At 63.6% G+C, this 24,546-nt stretch carries 21 protein-coding genes; 10 read left to right on the top strand and 11 right to left on the bottom strand.

Translation table 11 applies throughout. The annotated features are described in order from the left end of the window. Positions 1-21: 21 nt before the first annotated feature. Together P2T57_RS03285 and P2T57_RS03290 are read right to left on the bottom strand one after the other, a co-directional pair. Positions 22-309, bottom strand: coding sequence for a DNA-directed RNA polymerase subunit L (locus P2T57_RS03285; protein WP_276301053.1), 288 nt, complete (start codon positions 307-309; stop codon positions 22-24). Between the two features lie 145 nt (positions 310-454). After that, positions 455-1,762 carry a cytochrome P450 gene (locus tag P2T57_RS03290; protein ID WP_276301054.1) on the bottom strand — a complete coding sequence of 436 codons (1,308 nt, stop codon included), beginning with the start codon at positions 1,760-1,762 and terminating at the stop codon, positions 455-457. A gap of 406 nt (positions 1,763-2,168) precedes the next feature. Between P2T57_RS03290 and P2T57_RS03295 the strand changes: the two genes are divergently transcribed. Together P2T57_RS03295 and P2T57_RS03300 are read left to right on the top strand one after the other, a co-directional pair. After that, on the top strand, positions 2,169-2,702 hold the full coding sequence (locus tag P2T57_RS03295; protein ID WP_276301056.1) for a hypothetical protein: 534 nt from the start codon (positions 2,169-2,171) through the stop codon (positions 2,700-2,702). Between the two features lie 129 nt (positions 2,703-2,831). Continuing rightward, the gene (locus P2T57_RS03300) at positions 2,832-4,478 is read left to right on the top strand and encodes a rhomboid family intramembrane serine protease (protein ID WP_276301057.1); all 1,647 of its coding nucleotides are present in this window, start codon (positions 2,832-2,834) and stop codon (positions 4,476-4,478) included. 282 nt (positions 4,479-4,760) lie between these two features. Here P2T57_RS03300 and P2T57_RS03305 read toward each other — a convergent pair whose 3' ends face one another. The 3 genes from P2T57_RS03305 to P2T57_RS03315 all read right to left on the bottom strand — a co-directional run bounded on the left by P2T57_RS03305 (position 4,761) and on the right by P2T57_RS03315 (position 6,606). Beyond that, the gene (locus P2T57_RS03305; protein WP_276301058.1) at positions 4,761-4,913 is read right to left on the bottom strand and encodes a hypothetical protein; all 153 of its coding nucleotides are present in this window, start codon (positions 4,911-4,913) and stop codon (positions 4,761-4,763) included. Positions 4,914-4,947: 34 nt separating this feature from the next. Further along, complete coding sequence (locus P2T57_RS03310; RefSeq protein WP_276301059.1) at positions 4,948-5,610, bottom strand: METTL5 family protein; 663 nt, start codon at positions 5,608-5,610, stop codon at positions 4,948-4,950. A gap of 594 nt (positions 5,611-6,204) precedes the next feature. Continuing rightward, positions 6,205-6,606 (bottom strand): DUF7961 family protein, encoded by a 402-nt coding sequence (locus tag P2T57_RS03315; RefSeq protein WP_276301060.1) that lies wholly within the window; start codon positions 6,604-6,606, stop codon positions 6,205-6,207. 165 nt (positions 6,607-6,771) lie between these two features. Between P2T57_RS03315 and P2T57_RS03320 the strand changes: the two genes are divergently transcribed. Continuing rightward, a complete protein-coding gene (locus tag P2T57_RS03320; protein ID WP_276301061.1) occupies positions 6,772-7,686 on the top strand; it encodes an esterase/lipase family protein in 915 nt (304 codons plus the stop codon). Between the two features lie 27 nt (positions 7,687-7,713). Here the strand turns inward: P2T57_RS03320 and dph2 are convergent, their stop codons facing one another. Next, on the bottom strand, positions 7,714-8,751 hold the full coding sequence (gene dph2 / locus P2T57_RS03325; protein ID WP_276301062.1) for a diphthamide biosynthesis enzyme Dph2: 1,038 nt from the start codon (positions 8,749-8,751) through the stop codon (positions 7,714-7,716). Positions 8,752-8,870: 119 nt separating this feature from the next. Here dph2 and P2T57_RS03330 point away from each other — a divergent pair, with 119 nt between their 5' ends. From P2T57_RS03330 to P2T57_RS03340, 3 genes are all read left to right on the top strand, one after another. Further along, complete coding sequence (locus P2T57_RS03330; RefSeq protein ID WP_276301063.1) at positions 8,871-9,272, top strand: YlbF/YmcA family competence regulator; 402 nt, start codon at positions 8,871-8,873, stop codon at positions 9,270-9,272. Between the two features lie 117 nt (positions 9,273-9,389). Further along, the gene (locus P2T57_RS03335; protein ID WP_276301064.1) at positions 9,390-10,844 is read left to right on the top strand and encodes a hypothetical protein; all 1,455 of its coding nucleotides are present in this window, start codon (positions 9,390-9,392) and stop codon (positions 10,842-10,844) included. Between the two features lie 77 nt (positions 10,845-10,921). Then, a complete protein-coding gene (locus P2T57_RS03340; RefSeq protein WP_276301065.1) occupies positions 10,922-11,755 on the top strand; it encodes an MBL fold metallo-hydrolase in 834 nt (277 codons plus the stop codon). Between the two features lie 477 nt (positions 11,756-12,232). On the opposite strand, the gene P2T57_RS03345 is transcribed toward P2T57_RS03340, so the two are convergent. Then, the gene (locus P2T57_RS03345; protein WP_276301066.1) at positions 12,233-12,472 is read right to left on the bottom strand and encodes a hypothetical protein; all 240 of its coding nucleotides are present in this window, start codon (positions 12,470-12,472) and stop codon (positions 12,233-12,235) included. A 105-nt stretch (positions 12,473-12,577) separates the two neighbouring features. Then, positions 12,578-13,507 carry a WD40/YVTN/BNR-like repeat-containing protein gene (locus tag P2T57_RS03350; RefSeq protein ID WP_276301067.1) on the bottom strand — a complete coding sequence of 310 codons (930 nt, stop codon included), beginning with the start codon at positions 13,505-13,507 and terminating at the stop codon, positions 12,578-12,580. 183 nt (positions 13,508-13,690) lie between these two features. Between P2T57_RS03350 and P2T57_RS03355 the strand changes: the two genes are divergently transcribed. Together P2T57_RS03355 and P2T57_RS03360 are read left to right on the top strand one after the other, a co-directional pair. Then, on the top strand, positions 13,691-15,835 hold the full coding sequence (locus P2T57_RS03355) for an AAA family ATPase (RefSeq protein WP_276301068.1): 2,145 nt from the start codon (positions 13,691-13,693) through the stop codon (positions 15,833-15,835). Positions 15,836-15,924: 89 nt separating this feature from the next. Beyond that, positions 15,925-16,818, top strand: a complete 894-nt coding sequence (locus tag P2T57_RS03360; protein WP_276301069.1) for a phosphoribosyltransferase HisG-related protein — start codon at positions 15,925-15,927, stop codon at positions 16,816-16,818. 88 nt (positions 16,819-16,906) lie between these two features. Here the strand turns inward: P2T57_RS03360 and P2T57_RS03365 are convergent, their stop codons facing one another. Next, a complete protein-coding gene (locus tag P2T57_RS03365; RefSeq protein WP_276301070.1) occupies positions 16,907-17,965 on the bottom strand; it encodes a tyrosine-type recombinase/integrase in 1,059 nt (352 codons plus the stop codon). Next, the gene (locus tag P2T57_RS03370; protein WP_276301071.1) at positions 17,955-18,371 is read right to left on the bottom strand and encodes a DUF5805 domain-containing protein; all 417 of its coding nucleotides are present in this window, start codon (positions 18,369-18,371) and stop codon (positions 17,955-17,957) included. Before P2T57_RS03370 ends, P2T57_RS03365 begins: the two co-directional genes overlap by 11 nt. Before the next feature lie 1,927 nt (positions 18,372-20,298). Between P2T57_RS03370 and P2T57_RS03375 the strand changes: the two genes are divergently transcribed. Beyond that, positions 20,299-21,003, top strand: a complete 705-nt coding sequence (locus tag P2T57_RS03375) for a dolichyl-phosphate hexose transferase (RefSeq protein WP_276302074.1) — start codon at positions 20,299-20,301, stop codon at positions 21,001-21,003. A gap of 55 nt (positions 21,004-21,058) precedes the next feature. Continuing rightward, a complete protein-coding gene (locus tag P2T57_RS03380) occupies positions 21,059-22,000 on the top strand; it encodes a ring-cleaving dioxygenase (protein WP_276301072.1) in 942 nt (313 codons plus the stop codon). A 362-nt stretch (positions 22,001-22,362) separates the two neighbouring features. Here the strand turns inward: P2T57_RS03380 and P2T57_RS03385 are convergent, their stop codons facing one another. Further along, positions 22,363-24,546: an ArnT family glycosyltransferase gene (locus P2T57_RS03385; RefSeq protein ID WP_276301073.1), complete on the bottom strand. Its 2,184-nt coding sequence runs from the start codon at positions 24,544-24,546 to the stop codon at positions 22,363-22,365.

Consider the following 24,546-nt stretch of genomic DNA (forward strand, 5'->3'; position numbering starts at 1 on the left):
CGTCGGCGGACTCCCGCAGAATCAGGCCGCGCTCTCGTAGGCGTCTCGGAAAGCGGCGGTCTTGTCCTTGATGTCGCCCGCGGCGTCTTCGAGGGTGTCGAGGGGGTCCACGTCTTCCCCTTCGGTCTTGATAGTCAGAATCGGCTCGGTCTGGCCGCCGGACTGCTCGGGGTTCACGTCGTAGGTCGCGGCCGCGACGCCCTCGTGTTCGAGGAGGGTGCCCTTCAGCACGTTCATGAAGGTGTGGTCCTCCCCGGCGATTTCGATGGAGATTTCGTCGGCTTCCTTCTCGATAACCCGTAGTTCCATACCCTGCAGTTCTGTCTTTGGGCGTTTCAACATTACGGAACGGTAGTTCTTGACCGGACGGGAGGGGAAAACGACGAATAGCCGACACAAGGTGGCAAACTCACGACTTTTCCGGCGTCGCCCCGCACTTCTCGACTGGTAAACCTCAGCGTGCAGTAATATCCATCAACATCTCGTTCTTCGGTTGTGCGGCTAGTCCGTCCTTGAACTCAAGCGGATTCTCGCCGACGTAATCGAGTTTGAACTGCTGAGCTATCGTCGGGAGCATGATTCGGAGTTCCATCTTTGCGAACCGCTCGCCGACACATCGGTGGGGTCCCGCACCGAACGGGATGTAAGCGTACTTCGGTAGGTCCTGTTCGAGGGTCCCATCCCACCGTTCCGGACGGAAAGTCATGGGGTCGTCGTAGTACTCCTCGCTGTGATGAATCAGCCAGACCGGGAGAAAGAGTACCGACCCTTCGGTGACTTCGTACCCATTGATATTGACTGGTTCACTGGGTTCTCTGAAGATCGTGTGACCGGGCGCTCGGAGGCGGAGAACCTCCTTGATGACCTTGTTCGTGTAATCGAGGCCTTGGACGTTGGCTGGCGACAGTCCGTCGTCATCGATTACTTCGTCGATTTCGTCGAAGAACTTCTGTCGCTTGTCCTCGTTTCTCGATAGGAGATGGAACGCGTAAGTGAGGACGAGAGCGGTGGTCTCGTGTCCAGCGAACAGCAACGTAATCATCTCGTTGCGGAGTGTTTCGGTCGACATCTGGTGTCCGTCGTCGGCCTCTGCGTCGATCATGACCGAGAGAAGCGTGTCGTCGTCCGCACCCGATTGGATGATTTGGTCTAAGGTCTCGTCTAGCCGCTTTTGGGCCCGGTCGAATTGACGGTTAGCGGGAGTCGGGAACCAACCCGGGAAGACTTGGTTACTCGCAGAGGTCTTCGCTCCAATCGCGTTACAGGCGTCTCGAATCGCAGGGTAGTCGCCCACGTTCTCGATTCCGAACGCCGTTCGGGCGAAGACATCGAGCGTGAGGTCCTTCATCTGTTTCTCGATGTCCCGAGTTTCACCGTCGCTCCATCCCTCGACGAGGTCCTCCGTAGCAGTCTGCATCTGCTCGGCGTACGCCTTGATGCGTTGGGGATAGAACGCTGGTTGAATCATGTCCCGTTGTTGTTGCCAAAACTCACCCTCGCTCGCACCGATACCTTCGCGGAACACTTCGCGGTACTCTCTTGGACGCTGGTATTTCGAGTCGTCTTCGACGAGCACCTGCTCGAACAGTTCCGGACTTCCGAGTATGTAGCCGTCTCGCCCCACTCCGCCGTCCACGTAGACGAGGTCTCCGTATTTTTCGGCCCACTTTTTTCGGTATTTGAACGGATTCAGTCCATACTTAGGCATGCTACCAATCAGCGGCAGTCCGGACGGTCCTGGAGGTCGTTGATTTCTGCTCACAGAGCTGTGATTTACACTTCCGATACTTCTTTTTTTATATTTTTATTTAATATAAATTTTAAATACCAGTAGTTATAACCGCGGCAAAATTCGGCGGATACAGTAAGCGTCACTAGATACGGTCCTTCAAAGGACTCCCTATTAAGCACATACCATAATAGTTATTATACTAATGATTTCATATAGATGGTAGTTCACTCATCTACTTTGTTTACCTACAACACCTTCATCTTTAATTATAGATGTACACCCAAAATATATAGAAGTATAAATATTTAAATCTCTAGTGGCTTTAGTAACAAATATCTTTTCTTAAATCTATTTTTACTTATATTTTTGATTACTGTTATAATAGTTATAGATTTCATAAATTATAAACCAAGTGATGCAGTAGCTCAGGACAGCCATGGAAGACGATACAGAAATCGTTGGCCGCTACATCCTTGCATTCGTCGAGAGTACTGGCGACGTTTCGACCGTGTTCGAACGAAAGACGCGCGAGACTTTCGAAGAAATCGGGTTAGATGTGGGTGAGGTCGAAGAGGACAGTTGGCACGACGCCCAGAAGTACGCAGACGCAATGCACGAAATCCGAGACAAAGTCGGTGAGAAGACCCTCGAAAAAGCAGGGGCCGAGCAAGCCAAAAACGTCCCGTGGCCAGAACACGTGAACTCTGCCGCCGACGGATTGCAATTCCTCGAAGACGCGGACGAGGAGGCATTCCGCTCGCCGTCTGGTACGGTCGAATCGAACTACAGGGTCGAAGAAATGGACAGCACGTCCAGTCGAGTCAGTATCCTCGACCACTCGCCGTATCCCGTCGAAAATTACAAAGGTGTCATCAAAGGAGTTGTCGATTCGCTGTCCAGTTCGAACGGGAACGTCACTGAAGTCGATACCCGCAGCGACGAGAAGGCGGCGTACGAAGTTCGCTGGTAGACAACTACTTTCGACCAGGTCGTCCTACCGCCATTTTTGTGAATATACGCTCGTTCTGTGAAGCGAATCAAATCCCAGTGAGCTAAATCCAGCCACTCATTTATACTCCGGTGGCCGAAAACACCGGATATGGTTCAGTTGCCTCCGTGGGTGCCCGCGCCGGAACAGGTCGCTATCCCGCTGGCGGTCCTGCTGTCGCTCGCGCTGGCGCGCCGACTCGACGGCCCGAGCGGTCGGTGGGGCCAGCGACTCCGGTCGCGGTTTCTCCTCGGAGTTCCGTGGGGCACGCTCGTCTCGGCGCTGGGCGTCCTCGCGGTCTACCTGTTCGTCCAGCAGGGGTGGAGCCACTGGCGCAGTCCCGTCACGCTCCCGTTCTCGTCGTGGTCGTACCTCTACCCGGTCGGGTGGCTGTTCGCGCCGTTCTCCCACTCCGGGCCGGGCCACCTGCTCGGCAACCTCACGACCACGCTCGCCGTTGCGCCCCTCGCGGAGTACTTCTTCAGCCACTACCCCACCAAGCGCGGCGAGAATCCATTTTTCTCCCGGACCTCGAACCCATGGATTCGCGCGTTCGTCCTCTTTCCGGCGGGCGTGGCGCTGGTCGGCCTCGCAACCAGCCTGTTCTCGTGGGGACCGATAATCGGGTTCTCGGGCGTCGTGTTCGCCTTCGTCGGGTTCGCGCTGGTCCGATACCCCCTGATGACCGTGGTCGCCGTCTCGGCGCAGGGCGCGATTCGGACCGCCTACCGCGCGCTCCGGAATCCGACGATTACGGGGTCGGCCTCGCCGAGTTTCGGCGACCCGTGGTGGTTCGGCATCGCGGTTCAGGGCCACGTGTTGGGTCTCCTGCTAGGCATCCTGCTCGGGGTCACGGTCCTCTACCGGCGGCGAGAGCGCGTCGGCGCGCTCCGTATCTGGACCGGGGCGGTCCTCCTCGGCATGTCGATGAGCCTCTGGGCGCTCTGGTGGTACCGCGGCGAGAGCACCTACGTCCTCTACCGAGGAGCAGGCGTGGTCTTCGTGGTCGGACTCGCGGCGCTGACGACCGTCGCGGCGACCGCCGACCGTCGGCCCATCTTCGGCGACGTCTCCCACCAGCAGGTCGGCCTGCTCGCGCTTCTGCTCCCCTTGGCGGTCATGGTCGGTGTCGCCGTCCCGGTCAACCTCACCGCGGTCGGTGACGCCGGGGTGCCGGGCGACGGTCCCGCAATCGAGGCCGACGGCTACAACGTCACCTACGCCGAGGGCGTCCAGAACCAGAAGGTCTCGGCCATCGACGTGTCGCTGTTCGGCGAGACGACGAACGTGACCACGAGCGGCGTCATCGTGGTCAACGACGACCGCGAAATCTGGGCCACGACCGTCTCGAAGGGCAGACTCGCGTTCACCGGGCGCGTCCGGGTCCGGGTCGGCGGCGTCGGGTGGTCGGAGGTCGTCACGGTCCAGCGCCGTGGCTGGTCGGCCGTCGGCGGCGGGACGGCCTATCAGGTCCGACTCCGAGGACCGGACGATGGGAACTGGACCACCACGTTCTCGTCGGACCCGGCAATCGCCGAGGCCCGACTCGCCAACCGCTCGGTCGCGGTGGTCCCCGAGAGCGACCGGTTCGCCCTTCACGTCCTGCGGAACAACTCGACGGTCGCCGACGCGCCGATTCCCGCCCGAGGAGAAGCCGTGACCCTCTCCGGCATCCGGTTCGAGCGCGAGGGCCGGAAGGTCTTCGCGGCCTTCGAGGGGACCCGCGTCCGGGTCGCGGTCCGCGAGACGTACAACTGAAACGAGCGTAACGGACAGATTTCGGCCGGTGGAACACGTGCGGTCCTCGGTGGACTGAAAGGGCGAGCGTGGCTTGCGGTCACGCGAGCGGAGCGAGTGTGACCTCGGAAGACGGGGTTTGTCTTCCGGTGTTCAACTTGGTCGTCTCAGCGTGGCCCTATTTCGCGCGCAGAACTGCGCGCGAAATATCCCGCTGAGCGACCGCAAGCCGCGCGAGGGCTTTCGAGAACAGTACGGTCCTGTTTGCTTCTGCTGTTCCACCAATAGTTCAGAAATTTTCACTCACACCAATCCACCGAGCGTAATCGCGGTCCCGACGAACACGAGGACCCCGCCGAAACCGAGCGCACCGAACTGAAGCGAGGCGATTCCCACGAGCGTCGTCTGGACGCCGCCGCCGATGAGTCGGAGCCGAGTTTCGAGGTATTCGTCCATACGGCCTGACACGAACGCCGGGACGAAAACCTTGTTACTCCCACCGGATTCGGAAGACCTCGGCGTCGATGGTCTCGCGCTCGCTGGTCTGGTGGTCGAAGCGCCGGGGCAGGTCGAGTTCCGCCCGGAAAGCGTGGGTGACCGCGCCCTCCTCGTCGTCCGCGAAGGCCTCCACGAAGTCTTGGCTCCCGGCGTTGTGAATCGAGTAGGAGACGCCCGCAATCTCGCTCGCGGTGGCGAGAAACGCCCGGTCGGCGTGTTCGTTGCCGGTCTGCGCGCCGAACGGCGGGTTCATCAGGACGGTGGTCTCCTCGCGGGCGAGGGAGGCGGCCGAGTCCGAGACGCAGAGCGGCGCGCGAGTCGCGTCGGCCAGCACCCAGTCGATTTCGGCCGAGGAGGCCGGCGCGTCCGAGCCAGCGATTCGGGCCTCGTTCTCGCGGGCCTGTTCGAGCGCCGAGGAGTCTCGGTCAAGGCCCACGACTCTCGCGGGACCGCGGAAGGCCGCGCCGAGCGCCAGCATCCCGGTTCCGGTGCCGAGGTCAAGGACGGTCCGGCCCGCGAGGTCACCCTGCACGTCGGCGAGGTGGACGAGGTGGGCCGCGAGGTCGGCGGGCGTCGGGTACTGCTCGAACTCGACGCGGGGGTCCCGGAACCCGGAGACGTGCGACAGTCGGCGCTCCAGCGCGGCCTTGTCCATGCTCGGAGGGAGGTCGGTGGGAAAGGTGAGAGTTTGGGTTTGGTGTGAGAGTGCGGGTTTGTCGTGGCCTGAATCCGAGCGCGAACAGTAGAACTGCGACCGTGAATGTTTTTGAGGCCCTACTTGCTCTCCGCCACTGCAAACTCAATCGGGACTGTAGCCGTGAACGTTTCTTGAAGCCCCCGCCCGGTCGCGGTCGCTCTGCGGGATATTTCCGCGCTCTCCGCACCGGAAGACAAACCGCGTCTTCCGAGCCATCGCCTCTCTCCGTTCGGCGAGACACAGCCCGCGCGGAAATAGTTGCCCGCAGAGACGACCACGGCGTCCGGCCGCCGGAAGACAAACCGCGTCTTCCGAAGTCACGTTCGCTCCGCTCACGTGACCGCGACCGGGCGGCCCCTTCATCCCGCCCTTCGATTGATTCGCCGAGCGCGTCCCGGCGGTTGGTCAGCGAGGCGTTCGCTGGCGGTTGGTCGGCCGAGTGTCGCGTCTCGGTGCGTGCGCCGAGCCGCTTGCTTTCGAGTGGTTTATTATTGCTTTAGAAATCAGAAATACTACTTTTAGAAATAATAATATATGCGAAGACCTGCGTCGTCAGTCGTCGAGCGTGATGGGACCGGCCACGTCGAGGGTGACGCCCTCTCTGCGGGCGCGCTCCGCGACGGCCGCCAGCGCGGGCCGGACCTTCGACTCGTCGCCCACGCTGTCGAACTCGACCGTGACGATACTCGCGCCGAGGAAAGCGGCGGCCTGCACGTACTCCCGAACCCGGTCGGCCTCGTCTTGGGTGGCGAACGAGCAGTCCTCGCCGAAGCAGGCGTCAACGACGATGCGAGCGGGCACGAGGTCGTCGGCATCGAGTTCGCGCTGGAGTTCCCGAAGGCTCTCGGGCGCGGTCGAGGGAATCGATTCGGCGTCGAGGCTGACGGGCGTGAGGTCCTCGACGCGACAGCGTTCGATTGCGGTTCGGACGTCGGCGGAGCGAGTGGCGCTCATCGTTACCAGTCAATACACATGCCTCATACAAAAAGGTTAGTAAATGCGTAGTAGTAATAGAGCGTGAGCGCACAGACGGTGACAGGATTCTAACCTGCCGAAACCGAAGTCTAGTTTAGAATCTCACGATTAAATTTAATATAGTTCAATCCGTCCGAAACGACCATGCGAACGAATGGCAACGAGGCTGACGAGGACGCCCAAAAACCCCGAGCGACGCGCCGAGCGGTCCTGCGCGGGACTGCCGTCGCGGCCGGTCTGGCCGGATTCGCCGGGTCTGCGTCCGCGTTCGAGGGCGACGACGGCGACATCACCGGTCCCGCGGACTTCCCGCGGGCGACCACCCGAGGACACTTCGACATCCACTGGTGGTACGGCGACCAGTTGACCGACGGCCACACCGCGTGGGACTACAGCACGACCGGCGACATCCCCGGTTACGGCACCAGTCCAGTCCCCGAGGAGGTCGTCATCTCGGTCCACGGGTGGCGAGTCGCGCCGGAGGACGCCCCCGACCACTTCGCCACGGTGAAGCAGTCGCTCCGGGACAACGGCTACGACCACCCCGTCATCGGATTCAGTTACGACTCCGACACCAGCACCGACAACTGGTGGCCGACCACCGACATCGCCGAGCGAAACGGCAAGAAACTCGCGAACTTCCTCACCTACTACGTCTCCAAGACCGGGGCGCAGGTCCGCCTCATCGGTCACTCGATGGGTGGCCGGGTCGTCGCCTCGACTATCAAGGAACTCAACGGACTGGACAAGCCCAACAACCTCGCGTCGGCGACGTTCCTCGGCGCGGCGGTGGACAACGACGCCGTTTCGTGGGAGGGCGAGTACGGCGACGACATCGCCGCGGTCGGCGCGGATGTCCACAACTACTGGAAGTCCGACGACGACGTGCTGAACTGGGCCTACTCGACCGGCGAGTTCGACTCCGCGGTCGGCGAGGAGGGCGCGGAAGGTTCGACGCCCGCCAACTACACCGACCACAACGTGGACTACGTGCCCGACCACTTCTCGTACCATCAACCCGGCGAGGGCTGTATGTCGGAAGTCGTCTCGGACTTCTGAGACCGCAAAAAACAGCGCGTCAGGCGCTTACCACGTGCCGTGGAACGTGTCGAACGAGAGGTCTTCGAGGGGTTTGTTCCCCACGGCGATTTCGTACTCGCCGGGGGTCAGCATCGGCTTGTGGAACTGCGGGCCGTCGTCGGTCGTGATTCGCGGGCATCCGGTGTTGACGAAGGCGTCCATGTCGAAGTTCCGGAGGCGGTCGGGCGTCACCTCGTCCATCGTGATGAGGTAGGCGTCGTCGTTGTTCTCCAGAATCTCCTCGGCCTGCTCCCAGCGACCCTGCCCGATTTTGGTGCAGAAGATGACGCCCCACTTCTCGGCGTCCATCGCCTTGTGGACCGATGCGTAACGCTGTTTCAGGAACTTCTCGGTGTCGGCAATCGTGACGACGTTGTTCACGGGGTCGGCGATGACGACTTTCTTGTCGGGATGCTCCATGGCGAGGCCAAGGGGATGGAACTTCCCGCCGCCGACGTACAGCACTTGGTCGGCGTCGATGTCGGCGCTGGCGTAGTTGCATCCGAGGACCTGCCCCTCGTGGGTGAGTCGGTCGTCGCCCCGGCGAGTGTGAACGTCGTAGCCCTTCTCGCCCAGCCATTCTTTCATGTCCTCGAACTGGTTCATGTGCTGGGCGGTGGTGACGAGGCCAACGTCGTCCTCGGGGAGTTCTTCGAGGGCCTCCTCCATGATGGGGAACACGTCCACGTTCGAGAACAGCGGGACGTAGATTACCTTGTCCGTGTTCTTCATCGGCGAGTGGCCGAAGTGGACGAACACGTCGGTGCGCTTCATCAGGAAGGTGTCGAGGTCGCAGGCCCCGTAACAGGGCTGGCCCGAAATCATCACGGTCACGTCGTCGGGCACCAACTCGCGGATGTCGTCGGCGACCTGCGGACCGCGACGCTTGAGTCCCTCGGGGAACTGGAGACCGACCTTGGTGGCGTCGCGCTCCTCGACCGCCTCCACGATGCGGTCGAGTTCGTAGTCCCACTCCCGGTCGTGCTTCAGCGACATCCCGGTGTTTCGGAGGTCTCCCTCGCTGTACTCGCTGTCTTGGCTCATTGGAACTGTTTTGTTCGCGGGGACGTTTAAGGACGGTGTTCTCTCGCGGACTGAAATTTCGACCCGACTGGCGAAGTATCCGGCAGGTCTAAAACGCCACAGTCCCAACCCGAATACACATGAGCATCGAAACTGAGGCCGACGGCGAGGCGACTGAACTCGCTCGCGTCGAAGAACTCGCAGGGGAACTCGGCGAGGCAATCGCCCAGACGCCCGAGTACCAGAAGTTCGAGGAGACCAAGCAGGCCGTCGAGGACGACGACGAGGCCCAAGAGAAGGTCGAGGAGTTCGAGCAACTCCGCCAAGAGTTCATGCTCGCCCGCCAGACCGGCGAGGCCACCCAAGAGGACGTCAAGAAGGTCCAGCAGGCCCAACAGGAGCTTCACTCCCTGCCGGTGATGGACGAGTACCTCCAAGCCCAAGAGGACCTCGAAGCCCGACTCGAAGCCCTCAACGACGCCATTTCGGAGCCGCTGGCAGTGGACTTCAGCGACCAGTCCAGCGGTTGCTGTGAAGACTAACTGACGCCGGACCGGTCGATTTCTGGTCGTTCGACCGCCGCGATTTTTCGATTCGTTTCCGAAATCTGGCAACGACGCCTAAGTCTCCCGAGAGTGAGTGGTAACACGGTGGGAATTATGGTAGGCGATAACAGAACCGAGAGTGACGAGGCGCGTATCGACAGCGAGACGCATCGAGAGAGCGACGACGACAAGAACGTCACGACCGACCGTGAGACGATTCGGACGTGGATAGAGGACAGCGGGGCCAAGCCCGGCTATCGCACCACCGACGCCGGCGACCGAGAACCCTACATCTACTACCCCGGCGAGGAGGACGACGAAAACGTCGAGGAGACCGACTGGGACGACTTCCACCGCGACTTCGACGACCACGAACTGGCGCTGGTCCGCCACGCCGACCGACCCAAAGAAGGTAGGGAGCAGTTCGAACTCGTGGACCGAACCGAGGCCATCGAGCGCGCCACGCTGGACGACAGAGAGGTCGAACAGGCCCTGATGGAGGGCGAGACGGTCGAGACCCAAATCACCGAGACCAAGGTCATCGAGAAGACGGTCCAAGAGACCGAGACGATAGAGAGCAAGGTCGTGGACAGCGAAATCGTCCGCGACGAGATTATCGACACCGAACTCGTCCGGCGGGAAATCGTGGGCATCCACATCGGCGAGAACGAGGAGGGAATCGCCATCGTGGAGGACAGCGAGAGCGCCGGGTGGGAGGACGACGTGCAGGAAATCGACGTGACCGAGCGCGAAATCATCACGTTGGACGTGGACGAGACCCGCGAGGTCACCCGCGAACTCATCGAGCGCAAGACCGTCGAGAGCAGGGTCGTGGACCACGACGTCGAGGAGACCGAGACCGTCGAGTCCGACACGCTCGAAAGTCGGGTGGACCTCGAAGGTGTCCAGCGCAACGTCCTCGAAAGCGACCTCCTCGGCGGCCGCATCGAAACCGACGAGGCCATCGAGAGCGGGCACGTCGAGAGCGAATTCACCGACGAGGGGACAATCGAGACCCACCTCTACGAGCGCCGCATCGTGGAGGACGAGGTGGTGGACCGCAAGCGACTCACCTTCGAGTTGACCGACGAGGCGCTGATGGACAGCGAGACCATCGACTCGAAACTGGTCGAGACCATGCTCATCGGCTCCGACGCGACCGAGGAGTTCGCCGAGGGCGAGCGCATCGACGCCGAGGGCATCCGCATCGACCGCGACGAGACGACTGCGACGGCGACACCGGAGTCCTCGACTGCGGACGCCGAAACGGCCGAGACCACGATGGGGGACGAGACGATGGGCGACGAAACGGTGGTCGAGGACGAGGCCGTCACGCTGGACGACGACGACGTGGGCAAGGACGTGGTGGACGCCAACGACGAGAAGGTCGGCGTCGTCACCGAGGTAGACGAGGACGCCAACCGACTCTACGTGGACCCGAACCCCGGACTGGCCCAGCGCGTCAAGACCCGACTCGGCTGGGAGGGTCACGACGACGACGCCTACTCGGTCGAACCCGACCGAATCTCGAAAATCGACGACGATTACGTCCACCTCCGGAGTATGTAGCTCGGTGCTGAGAGACGAGAGAACCAGCGTCGCCGCGAAGAACAACACTTACCTCTTTTCTGGGCCGATTGGACGACATGGCAATCCACAGCGACTGGGGAGACTGGCTCCCGCGAGCGGTCGAGGACGCCGACCCCGAGGGCATCGCGGTCTGGTACCTCGGCTGTAACGGCTTCGTGCTGAAAGCCGAGGAGACCACCCTCTACATCGACCCCTACCTCGGGACCGGCGACCCGCCCCGAACCGTCCGGATGGTCCCGGTGCCCTTCGACCCCGAGGACGTGGCCGAGGCCGACGCCGTGCTGGCGACCCACGAACACACCGACCACGTTCACGGCCCGAGTCAGGCCCCCATCCTCGAATCGACCGGCGCGACCTTCTACGCGCCCGACGACAGCCTCGCGGTCGCCCGCGACGACGAGAACTGGACCGACGAGTGGGACGTAGACGACTCCCAATTCGAGGAGGTCGCGGAGGGCGACACCTTCGAGGTCGGCGCGTTCACGATTCACGTCGAACCCGCCCACGACCCCGACGCGACTCACCCCGTGAGCTACGTCGTGGAGTACGACGGTCGAACCTTCTTCCACGGCGGCGACACCAAGCCGAGCGACGAGTTCGAGCGACTGGGCGACGAGTACGACATCAACCTCGGCGTGCTGGCGTTCGGGAGCGTCGGTCAGATTCCGGACAAGGAGACCCGCGAACCCAAGCGCACCCGGTGGTACAACGACGAGAATCAGGCCGTCGAGTCTGCCAGCGCCCTCCGGTTCGACCGGTTCCTGCCGAGCCACTGGGATATGTGGAAGGGCCTGACCGCGGACCCGACCGCGCTCCACGACCACGTTCGGAGCTTCGAGTACCCCGAGCGACTGGAAATCGCCGAAATCGGTGATAGAGTGGACCTCTGAATCGGGAGAGTCCGCGATTTCTTCTGCGTCGATGCCGGTTGTTTCCTGTTATTCGAGGGAGTCCCGAATCCCCAAATCCACCGAGTTAGCTACTGGTCGAGCATCGGAAGACCGCACAGCACCGCACCGCCGACCGAAAAGAAATAAAAATATTCCTTAGATATAGAAAATTAGGTCCTAGAAACACATTTTCATTTCCGGGATGACGCCAAGGTTCAAATCCGAAGCCGAGGCCAATTCTCCTCGGACGTTTCGAGCGGTCACGCGAGCGGTGCGAGTGTGATTTCGGAAGACACGGTTTGTCTTCCGGTGGTCACCCAGAGTCGGGGGCGGGGACCGCCAGTCCGACTAACCGGAGACGGCCGAGCCAAAAATCACGCCGGTTTCGAGGGTCAAGGAGTCGTTAGTCTGGCCGCCGCCGCCGCACCTGCGCCGACGCCGTGTTTCCACGGACACCTCACCGCACCTCACCTCACCTCACTCCCGGCGATGGCGAAGCGCGTTGCGAGTCTTCCCCACACCGTCCGTAAGGAGGTCGAACACGGTGAGCGACAGTCGCGTCACGAGCGCGAGGAGCGCTAGCACGACGAGTAGCCCGACCACGAGTCCCACCCCCTGCAGGCCGGATAGTTCCAGCAGTTGGACGACCAGCAGGACGAACAGCGCGAAGACGCTGACCTCGACGAGAATCCCCACTTTCTGGGCAGGACCCACCATAGGGAACGTCGAGTTCGCGGCTTGTTAACATTTTTCGCTCGTCGCGGGCCGGAAAGACCGGCCTGCGCCGCCCGGAGCGCGCCGTCCGTGTCGAAATCGACCGGTTCACACCCAGCAGAGCGCGGCCACGCCCGCCGACAGCCGACCGCCTTCGACCCACTCGCCCGACGACCGGAAGACGACGCGCCCGTCGTTCGTGCCCGCGAGGACGTGGCCGTCGTCGGCAGTCCACGCGAGAACCACCTCGTCGGGGTGGCCCGGATAGGCCACTGTCTCGAAGGTGTCGCCGTCGTCCTCGGACTCGAACAGCGCCGCGTCCGCGCCGCGCTTGCCCTGCCACGTGCCCGGCGAGGAGCGCGCCGCCGCGGCGTAGAGCGTCCCGTCGCGGGCGAAGGCCTCGCGGAAGTAGGTGTGTTCTACGCCGTCGTCTAATCGGACCCACGTCTCGCCCGCGTCTCGGGTCCGGTACAGGCCACCGCCACAGGAGGCGACGTAGTGGTCCGGCCCGCGGACGAGGACGTGATGCACGTCGTCGTGGACGCCCGACCGGCGTTCGGTCCACGCCTCGCCACCGTCGTCGCTGACGTGGACGCCGCCGACCTCTATTCCGGCGACCACACGGTCCGGCGCGTCGGCGTGCGCGCCGAGACTCCGGACGTGGGCCTCGTCGCGGTGGCGCGGCGTGTGCCACGAGTCGCGCGAGGGCAAGTCCTGAAGGCCCGATAGCTCCCGCCACGTCTCCCCCGAATCGTCGGAGACGTAGAGGTGGGCCGGGTGCGTCCCGGCGTAGAGTCGGTCGCCGTCGGGACCGCCGAGGACCGAGTAGACCTCCTCGCGGGGCACGCCGAGGTCGGTCCACGAGTCGCCGCCGTCGGTCGAACGGTAGAGGCCCGACTTGGTGGTGGCGAACACCCCATCCCACTCCTCGAAGCGCCGAACGCGCATGACTCGCCCGGCGTCCAGCACCTGCTCCGCCGAGTCGAAGCGCGGGCCGCGGGCGCGGTACACGCCGTCGTAGGTTCCTGCGAGTAGCATACTCGTAGTTGGGCCGGTGGCTCCAAATAGATACGTCCCGGCCGCGACCCGCCTTCGACCCGCCCGCGACCCACCTGCGACCCGCCCGCAACCCGCCCGGCCGAGGGTTTCGGGCCGGGATTTCGGGTCGTTTCGTCTCTCGGGGGCGTGTGATTTATATGGCCGTTCTGGGATGTGAACCGTATGAGTGACAGCATGACCGAGGTGGTGACGACGAACGAGAGCGGCGTCGTCGTGGAGAAGTCCTTCGAGGGCGACGAGTTCGCGGTCCCCGCAATCAAGTTCGTGATTCGGTGCGAGCGAGACGAAAGCGCGACCCTCCGACTCGCCGACGACATCCCCGAGGAGTTCCCGATGGACAACGTGGGCTTCCACCCCGATTACGAGAACGACAACTGGACCGCGTACAAGGACCACCGGGTCCAGTTCGAGCGCGAACTCGAACCGGGCGAGGAACTCGTCACGGTCTACGGCGTCCGCCTCGCCGAGGACGACGACCCCTCGACCTTCCTCGGGACGCCGACCATCGAAGACGTTTCGCCGGTTGCGGTCGATTCGGGAGCGACCGGGGCCGACGACACCGACGCCGACCCCGTAGGCGCGGACCCCGACCCGGACGCGCCGAACCTCGACGGTGAGGTCGGTGGCCCGGACGGCAACACCATCACCGACATCGTATCCGAGGAGGACAGCCAACTCGTCCGCGACGTAGTTGCGGGCGAGGACGACCTCGGTCTGGACGACGATGACGACCCACTGGGAACGGAGGGCGAGGACCCCCTCGCCGACGCCGGAGACGACCCCCTCGCGGCCAGCACCGAGGAGGACGACCCGCTGGCCGAAAGCGGCGACGACCCGCTCGGTGAAACCGACGCACTCGCCGGGAGCGACGACGAGTCGCCCGCCGACGACGATTCCGAGAGTTTCCTCGAACCCGAAGACGAGTCGGTCGGCGACGCGACCGAGACCACCGACGAGGCGACGGACGAGGCCGACCCCGGCATCGGCGACGCCGACGCGGGCGAGACCGTCGGAGAGACGAGCGACGGGGACGAGTCCGACGCGCTCGGCGACGAGACCCCGGACGAGCAGGTCGAAGCGGAGGACCCGACGCGACCCTCCGAGACAGCGGACGAGACCGAGGCCGCCGAACCCGAGGCGTCGCCGCCGCGTCCCGGAAGCGTCGCGGCCGCGCTCGCCGACGAGATTCGGGCCGGCGAGGTCGAGGACGACGACCTGCGGGCCATCCAGCGCGAACTCGACGTAGAGATGCCCGAGAGTACCAACGTCCGCATCCGCCACCTCCAGTCGCGCGTCGAGGACCTCTCGGCGTACACCGAGGCCCTCGAAGCGTTCATCGACGAGAACGGCGTGGCCGACGACATCTTCGCCGACTTCGAGGACGATCTCGCCGCGGTTCAAGCCGACGTGCGGGCCTTCGAGGACGAAGTGCAGGCGCTCCGTACCGAGACCGACGACACCGACGAGCGCGTGGCCAACCTCGGCGACGACGTGTCGGCAGTCGAGGGAGACGTGGACAGCCTCGAATCCGACGTGGAAAGCGTCGAGTCGGACCTGAGTGAAATCGAGTCCGACGTCGAAGGCGTCGTGGAAGACGTGAACAGTATCGAGGAGGACGTGAGCAGTGTCGAATCCGACGTGCAGGGCGTCGAGTCTAGCGTCGGCGAGGTCGAATCCAGCGTGGACGAAATCGAGTCGAACCTCGACACGCTCGAAGCCGACTTGCAGGACCTCGAAAGTGGCCTCCGCGACGAGATAGAGGCGACCGAGGCCGACCTGCGCGAGGACCTCCGCGAGCTGGAAGGCGTCCGCGACGACGTGTCTGACCTCGAATCCGAACTCGGCGCGGTGGACGACTTGCGCGACGAGGTGGCCGAAATCGAGACGCTCCGCGAGGAAATCGAGGCGCTGGAGGGCATCAGCGACGAGGTGGAGGCCCTCGAAGCCGAACTCGAAGACGCGGGCGCTGTCGGCGAGGAGGTCGAGACCCTCGAAACCCGACTGGACGAACTCGAGGAACTCGTCGGCGCGAACACCGACGACGTGACCTCGGTCGGCAACGAGTTGGAGACGGTCGCCGACGAACTCTCGGCGGTCCGCGACGAACTCGGCGACGTGAGCGAGGCGACCGACGAAATCGAGGATGTCTCGGAAAGCGTCGAATCGCTGTCTGCTGACCTCGACGCGCTCGAGGAGAACCTGACTGCGCGCGTCGAGAGCGTCGAGGAGGACGTGGCCGCGATTCACGACGAACTCGAAGGCATCCAAGAGTGGCGCGAGCAAATCAACAACGTGTTCGGGAACTGAGCGCGCCGGACGGCGGCCAGCGGGAGTGCTGGTCGGGAGCATAGCCGGAAGCGCAACGCGTTTACTCCCGGTTCTCTTTTGGGTGAACAATGACCGACACGATTTCCGTCGCGGTGCCGCGCAAGGGCCGTCCCTTGGAGGCGGTCCTCCAGCGCGTGGCCGAGGAGGCCGACGCCGAAGGAGTCGCCGACGAAATCACCTCGACGCTCCGGTACGAGAAGGCCGTCACGAAGGGCAACCAGACGACCGACGAGAGCGTCTACGACCGACTCGCAGAGTACAGCCACGTCGGCGACGAGACGCGCCCGGACTTCACCCTCCTGCGCGACGACCGGGCGGGCAAGCCCCGGCGCATCGTCTTCGACAGCGTGACGGTCCCGGCGGGCGACGTGAACCTCCGACTCGTGGGCAGGGAGGAACCCTTCCGGTCGCTTCGCAAGCACGACTTCGCGCTCGGGTTCGACAGCGCCGACCTCGTGCTGGAGGAAGTCGTGGAACTCCGGCCTGACCCCCTGACCCGCATCGCCGACGTGAACGCCCGCATCGACCCCCACGACACCGACGTTCGGGTCGTGGCCGGGATGGGCGACACTGTGTACCACACGCTGATGGCGACCCCCGAGGCCCTCCCGCAGGGCGGCCAGCCCTCCCGCGAATTTCTGCGGAACTACGCGGGCGACCTCTGCATCTCGCCGCGCTACGAGCGCCTCGTGGAGGCCGTGGTGGGCACGCGCAACTCGGACAATCTCGACTTCTGCTACCCCGCCGAGGACGAAGAAGAGGAGGCCGCCATCGCCGACGCAGGCGTCGGCGTCTACCTGACCGTGACTGGTTCGACCGCCCGCGAACACGGCTTAGTCGTCGGCGAGGAGCTATTCCCGAGCGAGACGGTGCTGATGGAGAACTACGAGGAGACCGACGAGTCGGCCGAGACGGCCAAGCAACTGTTCGAGCGAACCGAGACCGAGATGGCGATTTACTGAGACGCTCCGCGACTCCTCGTGGCCGAGTCCCGGAACTCGGTCGGTCACTCGAAGCGAGCGCTGGCGAGTAGATATAGCGATATGTGATTTAGATTTCTGCCGACGCGCAGTAGAGTTCGTAGATGTTCTGCTCGTAGACCTCCCGCACCCGGTCGCCCCAGTTGTGGGTGTAGGTGTCGATGATGTCCTCGGCCACGTCGCCCCGGAGGTATTTGACGATACCCCGGTCGCCGGTCCGGTCGCGCAGATGAGTCGTGAAGAAGTGTCGGAAGTAGTGGGGCGTGACGTTCTCCTCGGCACCGCCGCCCTGCTGGTGCCACCCGTACTCACGAGCGTACTTCTTGACGACGGCGTAGACCATATCCGGCGTCACTCGATTTCCCCAGCCCTCTCGGGTCGTCGTGAAAAGCGGGTCGGCAGGTGAGGGCGCGTCGGGCCGGATAGCCAGCCAACGCTTGAGCGTCTGAGTCAGTTCGTCGTCCATCGGTATCACGGTTGCCCGCTTGCGCTTGTTCGAGGCCGAACGCTCCTCGCCGTTGAAGGCTTCGCCGATGGTCGGTTCCGGCGAGACGTATATCGAGTCGGCCTTCCCGTCGAGTTGCGGGCGGGTCGCGTCCTCGACGCCGGACATCGACACGTCGCGCAGGTCGAGGTTACAGAGTTCGCCCGCCCGCATGCCGGTCTTGAGCAGGGTGACGACGATAGCCCGGTCGAGAGGGTGTCGTATCTCCGCCACGAACGTTCGCATCTCCGGCACCGAAATGTCCCGGCGAGTCGGATTCGTGTCGATTCGTTCGTCCATCTCCTCAACCACGAGCGTCATCGGGTTCGACTCGAACTCGCCGACCTGCGTCATGTAGGCGTAGAACCGGTGGAGGTACGAGGCGTAGGTGGCCACCGTACTCTCGGCGACACTTCCTCGAAGTTCGTGCATCCACGCCATACAGTCGCGTCGAGTGGCCTCTGCGGGCGTCTTGCTGGCCCCCATCGGATTTTCGGAGGGATTGTCGAGGAAGGCCTCGAACCGCCGGAGGACCCGCTCGTAGGCGTCTCGGGTCCGGTCGGTCTTCCCGTGGTAGGTCATGTCTTGGAGGAAGTACGCGACCGAATCCTCGCCGTCTTGGCTTCGGGACTGCTCAGTCGCCATCGTCCCCCGAAATCAAGGTGTAGCCGCCGTGGCGGCCGCTGTACTGGACCCGATTCTCGGTCTGGAGTTGTTGGAGGGTCTCCTCCAGTCTGTCCTCGATGCTGTTGGTGAGTTGGTCGAGGAGTTCGTCCCAAGACAGGTGTTCGGTGGTCGAGAGAACGGATAGAACGTGTTCGTCTAAGTTTTCGCCATCGCTCCCGGTCTCGTCGGTTTCCGTCTCCGACTCGGAGGCCCCCGGTGCGTCGAATTCGAAGTCGCTCCGACCGGCCTGCACCATCGTCCGCACGAACTCGCTCTGGCTCATGTCGAGTTCGTCGGCGTGTCGCTTCCACTCGTCTTTCTGGTACGCGGGGACGAACGTCTTTACAGTTTTCCGAGAAGTATCGACGTTCTCGTCTCCGGACATATTTCGGTCCTCTCACCGCACCAGTATCAAAGTATCCCAGAGCCACGAATAAACAATCTTATTCTTGAGACTAGTCCGTTCATACCACCCACGAGAGTAAGTTATGAGTGAGTATAGGACTACGATTGTCCCCTAGTTGTCCCATACCCACGTCTCTAATTTCAGCTTCGGTATCGAAGTGGCAGACTACATGATTTCTATCTAATACTTTAGCTCACGTCCGGTAACCACAATCTGCCCGCAAAAATATAAAATTTCTTAATTTTCTGGTCGGATTCGCATAGTCGTTCGACCACAAATCGTCGGTCGGAGCATTGGCATCGCTCTCCAGATATTAGAGCAATTAAAATACTATTCAAAGCAATAAATATATGTCTGAAGTTGAGAATACCCGCGGAAGGGTCTTTCGAGGACTCGACCCCAAGGGTGACGGTCCCGAAACCGGGCTTCTCGACACCTTCCATTCTGGCGATACCTATCGTGGAGCCAACTGGTGAGGGACTGCGGGCGGCTTCGACGGCTGTTCGGAAACAGTCTCAAGAGCGACAGAACGAGAACCGAGTTCAGTGCTGAAGTCGATAGGGTTGGAATTGTGGTCGGTGATAACAAGTATCTGACCGCGGGCGAGGGCGACCCGACCACGCCGCAACCTCCTCAAAGGCCTCCGATTCCACGACAGGAGCGAGCGACCTGCGACTACGACGAGCGAGTCCCGCGAACGAGCGAAGGCACACCACTATGGGGTCGATGGCGAACCCGTCGCAGTCCGAGAACCCAGTCGCTCGCGGTCCGACCCGACGCCCCGAGGTCGAACACCTGTTCGTCAGGACTCGCAGGCACTGGGCCGACGACGCCCTTCTCGATGGTCCGACTCTCGGACGAGTCGCTCAACGAGACCGGATAGTACCGCCAAGGCGGCGGTGCCGAGGACCCCATGACACCGACAACCAACTGGGCGACCGGGTAGGGGAGTCTACGAGCAGATGTCTAGCCGGTAGTATAGTTGTCGAGCTGACTACTACGAGATACATCGTGGCCCAGATTGGTCTCCGGTTCAACTGACGGAGACTACTTCCCCCGGTCTTTTCGACGCGGAGCAAAAACGGAATCGGGAACTCGGCGACGTAGCCACCAGCAGTGTAGCGACGACGCGCATCGGCCTCGTTCGTCAAGGTCGCGCAAATAACCGGTGGTCGCTCGTCGGTCGGTGTCGGGCGGACGACTTCGAACCGAGATAGCGGTGTCGGCGTCGGCGGGTGTCTCGGAGCCGTCTGGGAGTTCGACCCGAGGACCGGCGGGTGCCAACGAACCGATGCGGGCCGCGCGCTCGATACAACCGGGGACCGTCGAGATGCCGGCGGAAAGAAGCGCGAGGACTCGACGCCGGTCCAGACGTGCCGACCGATGACTCGCCACATGATTCACGCGCCGAGCAAGCGGACCAGAGAGTGGCCGCGGTCCAAACGGCGTCGCATCTCGAACTCGTAAACCTTCATTCGGTATATGGAATCTTGCTCCGTCGGGACGGGGCGATATTGTTACTGCGAAGGATTTCGATGTTCTCCTCGTTGGAGTTAGGACCAAACGCGATAGGACGAGACACCCCTTTTCGACGCGGTGAGAGGACTCGCGGCCGAAATCGGCCTCGTTTCCTCCGACTCGGCGTGGCGCGAGCGACTTGAAGGCGAGCGCGACCGAGGACAGACGCCTCCGGCGAGGGACGGTCAGCGTCTTCCCCATCGAAACACCGCAGTCGAGGACCTCCCGCCCTCGATATTTTTGGCGAACCTAAAAGCTCAAATACGCGCCGTGACAACCGTCGAGTAGCATGAATACGGACGCGGCAGACGGGGACGACGAGGAGATTCGGGACAGCGAGGAGGCAGGGACCTCCGACCAGTTTACCTTCGACGACGTGAGCGTCGTCATGGGGACCTACAACGAGGAGGCCGCCATCGGAACAGTACTGGACGACGTAGAGCGCGTGACCGACGGTCGGGCCGAAGTCGTCTGCGTCGATGGCTCCTCCGACCGGACGCCCGAAATCGCCCGCGAGAAGGGGGCGAGAGTGGTCGAGCAGGAACCGCAGGGCTACGGCGTCGCGGTGCGCGAGGCCCTGCTGACCCCCGACCGACCGGTGGTCGTGACGACCGACTGCGACGACACCTATCCGATGGAACAACTGCCGGAGTTTCTGGCGGAGATTAACCGAGGTCGGGACGTGGTGAGCGGCGACCGACTCTACTGGGGTGCCGAGGAGATGCCGGACCTGAACCGGTGGGGCAACCACGCTTTCGCCGCGCTGGCGAGCGTGTTGATGGGCGAGGACCTCCTCGACATGCTCCTGCTGGACGAGCGCGTTCACGACACCACCACCGGGATGCGGGCCTACCGCCGGGAGGTCATCGAGGATATCGAGTGGACCGAAAACACCGGTCTCTCGGCCGAACTGCTGATCCGCCCGAAGATGCGGGGCTACGACGTGCGCGAGATTCCCATCGCGTACGACGAGCGCGCCGGCGAGACCAAACTCGACCCCTTCACGGGCGGCGCGGCGATTGCGAAGTCCATCGTGAAGGTCTGCGTGCAGGAGCGACGCCGCCGAGAACAGCGCAAGCCCGACTTCAGGTAGTCTTCTCGGGGGAGAGGCCCGCAGAGTTATTTTTACCGGCGAGGTACGTCACTGCATGCCATCCGACGTACCCGGCATCCACCACGTCACGGCCATCGCCAGCGACCCGAGCGAGAACCTCGAATTTTACACGAGGACGCTCGGACTGCGACTGGTCAAGCGGAGCGTGAATCAGGACGACGTGTCGGTCTACCACCTGTTCTACGGTGACTACGGCGGGAGTCCCGGAACCAGCATGACGTTCTTCCCCTACGAGGGCGCACAACAGGGGCAAGTCGGCACCGGACAGGTCAGCACGACGGCCTTCCTGATTCCGGGCGAATCAGTCGGTTTCTGGGTCGAGCGCCTCGCAGACGCCGGGGTCGATGCCGACGACCCGCGCGAGCGATTCGGCGACACCGTGATTCCTTTCCGGGACCCCGACGGCCTGCACCTCGAACTGGTGGCCCGCGAGGACGCCCCGGCAGGCGACCCGCCAGACGGGCCGGTGCCCGACGAACACGCGATTCGGGGCTTCTTCGGGGTGACGCTCTCGCTGGAGTCGGCCGAACCGACCGCGGACCTGCTGGAGACGATGGGGTTCCGAGAGACCGACAGCGAGCGCCACTGCCGGCGCTACGAGGCCGACGGCGAACTCGGCTACGTCGTGGACGTGTACGAGGACCCGCAGGCCCAGCGGGGCCGACCCGGCGCGGGGACGGTCCACCACGTCGCGTTTCAGGTGACGCGCGAGGACCAACCGGAGTGGCGCGAGATGCTGACCAGCCACGGTCTCCGGCCGACCGAGATAATCGACCGGAAGTGGTTCGAGTCGGTCTACGCCCGGACGAAGGGCGGCGTTCTCTTCGAGTTCGCCACGAAGGAACCGGGCTACACCGTGGACGAGGACATCGAGGAACTCGGCCAGCGCCTCGTCCTCCCGGAGTGGCTTGAAGACCGCCGCGACGAGATAGAAGCGAACCTCCCGGCGTTGCCGACCGGCGGGTCGGGCGAGTAGCGCGCCGACTGCGAGCGAAGCGAGGGTTTACATCTGAAGACGGGACGAACCCCGCCCGGACGCTTCGCGCGGTCACGCGAGCGGCGCGAGTGTAACCGGCGAAAATCGAAGGTTTTCGTGATGTGGCAAATCTTCGATTTGCAACACCTCGGAAGACGCGGTTTGTCTTCCGGTGGTCACGCCGGAGTCGGGGTCAGGGACCGCCAGTCTGAGTAGCCCGCGAGGGCCGAGCCAACTTGGGGCAATCCAAAGAATCGTCAAAGACGCATCTACCAACTCTAAAGAATCCTATAGACGTGTCGCTGGTCGCGGGCGGAAGCGGCAACTCAGCGGTGGCGGGCCACCAGCGCGCACCGGACCGGTTAGCTCTGGGTGTCGGTTGCGAGTTGCGGACGTAGCGTCGCACGAGCAGTCGAGTTACCGTCGTTCCGGCCCGAGACGGACTTGTTCGGCGACGAGTTCACCGCGCGGAGACGCGTCTCCATCCCGGCGTACTCCGGCACCGCGTCGGGGACGTAGGCCGCCGCGCCGTTGCAGTTGCGGGCGACGAGACAGACCTCCCGAGCGGGCGAGAGCGCCGCGAGCGTACCGTTAGCCTGCCGAACCGGGAGTTCGAGGCGATAGGAGAACCCACTGCCGGCGTCGCTGACGAACACCTGCACCACGATTTCGTCCTCGGGGCCGACCGAGACGCTGGCGTTCTCGCCGACCGCGGCGACTCCGGGACCGGCGAGCCGTGCGGTCCCGTTCGCAACTCGGAGGCCGACCGAAACGTTCCCGGCGGTTCCGTTCCCGAGCGTCCCGTTCACGCCGTAGTAGGCCGATTCGCCGCCGGTCGAGAGTCGGGCCGAGACCCCTGTCGCGCGGTCCGGAACTCCGAGCGTGGCGTCCAGCGCGATGGCCTCGCTCCGGACCACCCGGACGCGCTGAAGCGCCGGTTCGACCGACTCGCCGGTGTAGGGTGCCCACTCGCCCCGGTAGACGTATCTGTAGTAGGTTCGGTCGGGGTACGCCGTGGCGACTCGAAGACTCTCCTCGCCGTCGAGGGCGTACACCACGTCGCCGTCGAAACCGGGGTCGTTCCGGAGAACTTGGAAGGGGTGGTTGAGCCAGTCGCCGTAGGGCGTCGGCAGGAAGACCACGGCGTCGGAGAGGTTTCGCTCCTCGAACGGTTGGTAGGCGTCCTCGTACTCGGCCGTGATTTCGGCGTGTTCCGAGACCGGACCGGCGAGGACTCCCGCAGTCGCTCCCGAAATCACGAGCATCCCGACGAGCGCGACCCCGACGGCGACCTGCCGCGGCCGAGACGCGCCGAATCGGTCGCTGGCAAGTTCGCCCGCGCGGTCGATTCCCCGAAGCGCCGCGCTGGCCGCGAACGCCGCGGTCGGCACCAGCAAATCGAAGTGGTAGTAGGGGCCGAGCGTATCCACGAGGCCGTCGTCGGGAACTTCGAGCGCGCCCAAGACGTTCAAATTGCCCCAGAAGTAGACGTTGCCGACGACGACCGAGACGAACAGGCCGGCCAGAATCGCCGTCGCCTGCGCGTCGGTGAAGTCGGCCGACCAGTCGGCGGGCCGGAGTCCCGCGCGTCGGAGGAACGCGCCGACTCCGAGGACAGCGAGGAGCGTCCCGACCGGCCCGCCGACCACCCACTCGGTGAACAACAGCGTTACGACCTCGGCGTTCGCCCGGAGCGCCAGCGCCGGGGTGTAGTCCCGCGCGTAGCCCAGAATCTCGCGGTGGCCGAACCCCAGACCGTCGTGGGGCGCGAACGCGGCGTAGGGGAAGGTGAACGCCGAACCGGTCATCATCGCGTTGTAGCCGAGCGCGGCCGCCACCCCGACCAGTCCCCCGAGCGCGGTCAGCGAAAGCCGAGTCAGGCGTTTCGCCGAGGGACCGGCCCACAGCGAGTAGCCCGCGTGGGCGATGAACGGCGTTGCGAACAGGACCGCGGTGTAGGGCCGCGCGAAGAACGCCGCGCCGACGGCGAGGCCCGCCAACAGGGCGTAGCCTTGCATCTCCCGACCGGTACTGTCGTCTGCCTCCCGCCGGGCCGACCGGAGGTAGGCGAACGCGAACAGGAGGTTCCAGAGCGTCGTCGGCGCGTAGGGCAGGAACACCGACGAGTCGACGAGGAACAGCGGCGAGGCGAGCAGAAAGGTGCCGGCGAGCAGACCGGTCCGCCTGTCGAAGGCCTCGGTAGCGACGGCCACGGTCAGCGCCACGTTGCCGACAGCAATCAGAGCGAGCGAGAGCCGAAATCCGCCCAGAAGCTTCCCGACCGCGAACATCGCGGCCGGAACCGGCGCGTACTTGGGATACATCGACGCACCGTCTCGGACGAAGAACCACGGCCGGAAGGCCTCGGGGACCGGCGGCGCAATCGAAAACTGGCCCTCCAACAGCATCGCGGACTGCTGGAGATAGACCGCCTCGTCGTGGTTGGTCGTGTGGTACGGGAACAGTTCTGTCGCAATCAGCAGGACGACCCCGCCCGCGAACAGCGACAGGACCGCCGAAAAGAGCCGAAACCGCCGCCGATTCAT

The sequence above is a fragment of the Halorussus lipolyticus genome (assembly GCF_029338375.1).
Lineage (GTDB): Archaea > Halobacteriota > Halobacteria > Halobacteriales > Haladaptataceae > Halorussus > Halorussus lipolyticus.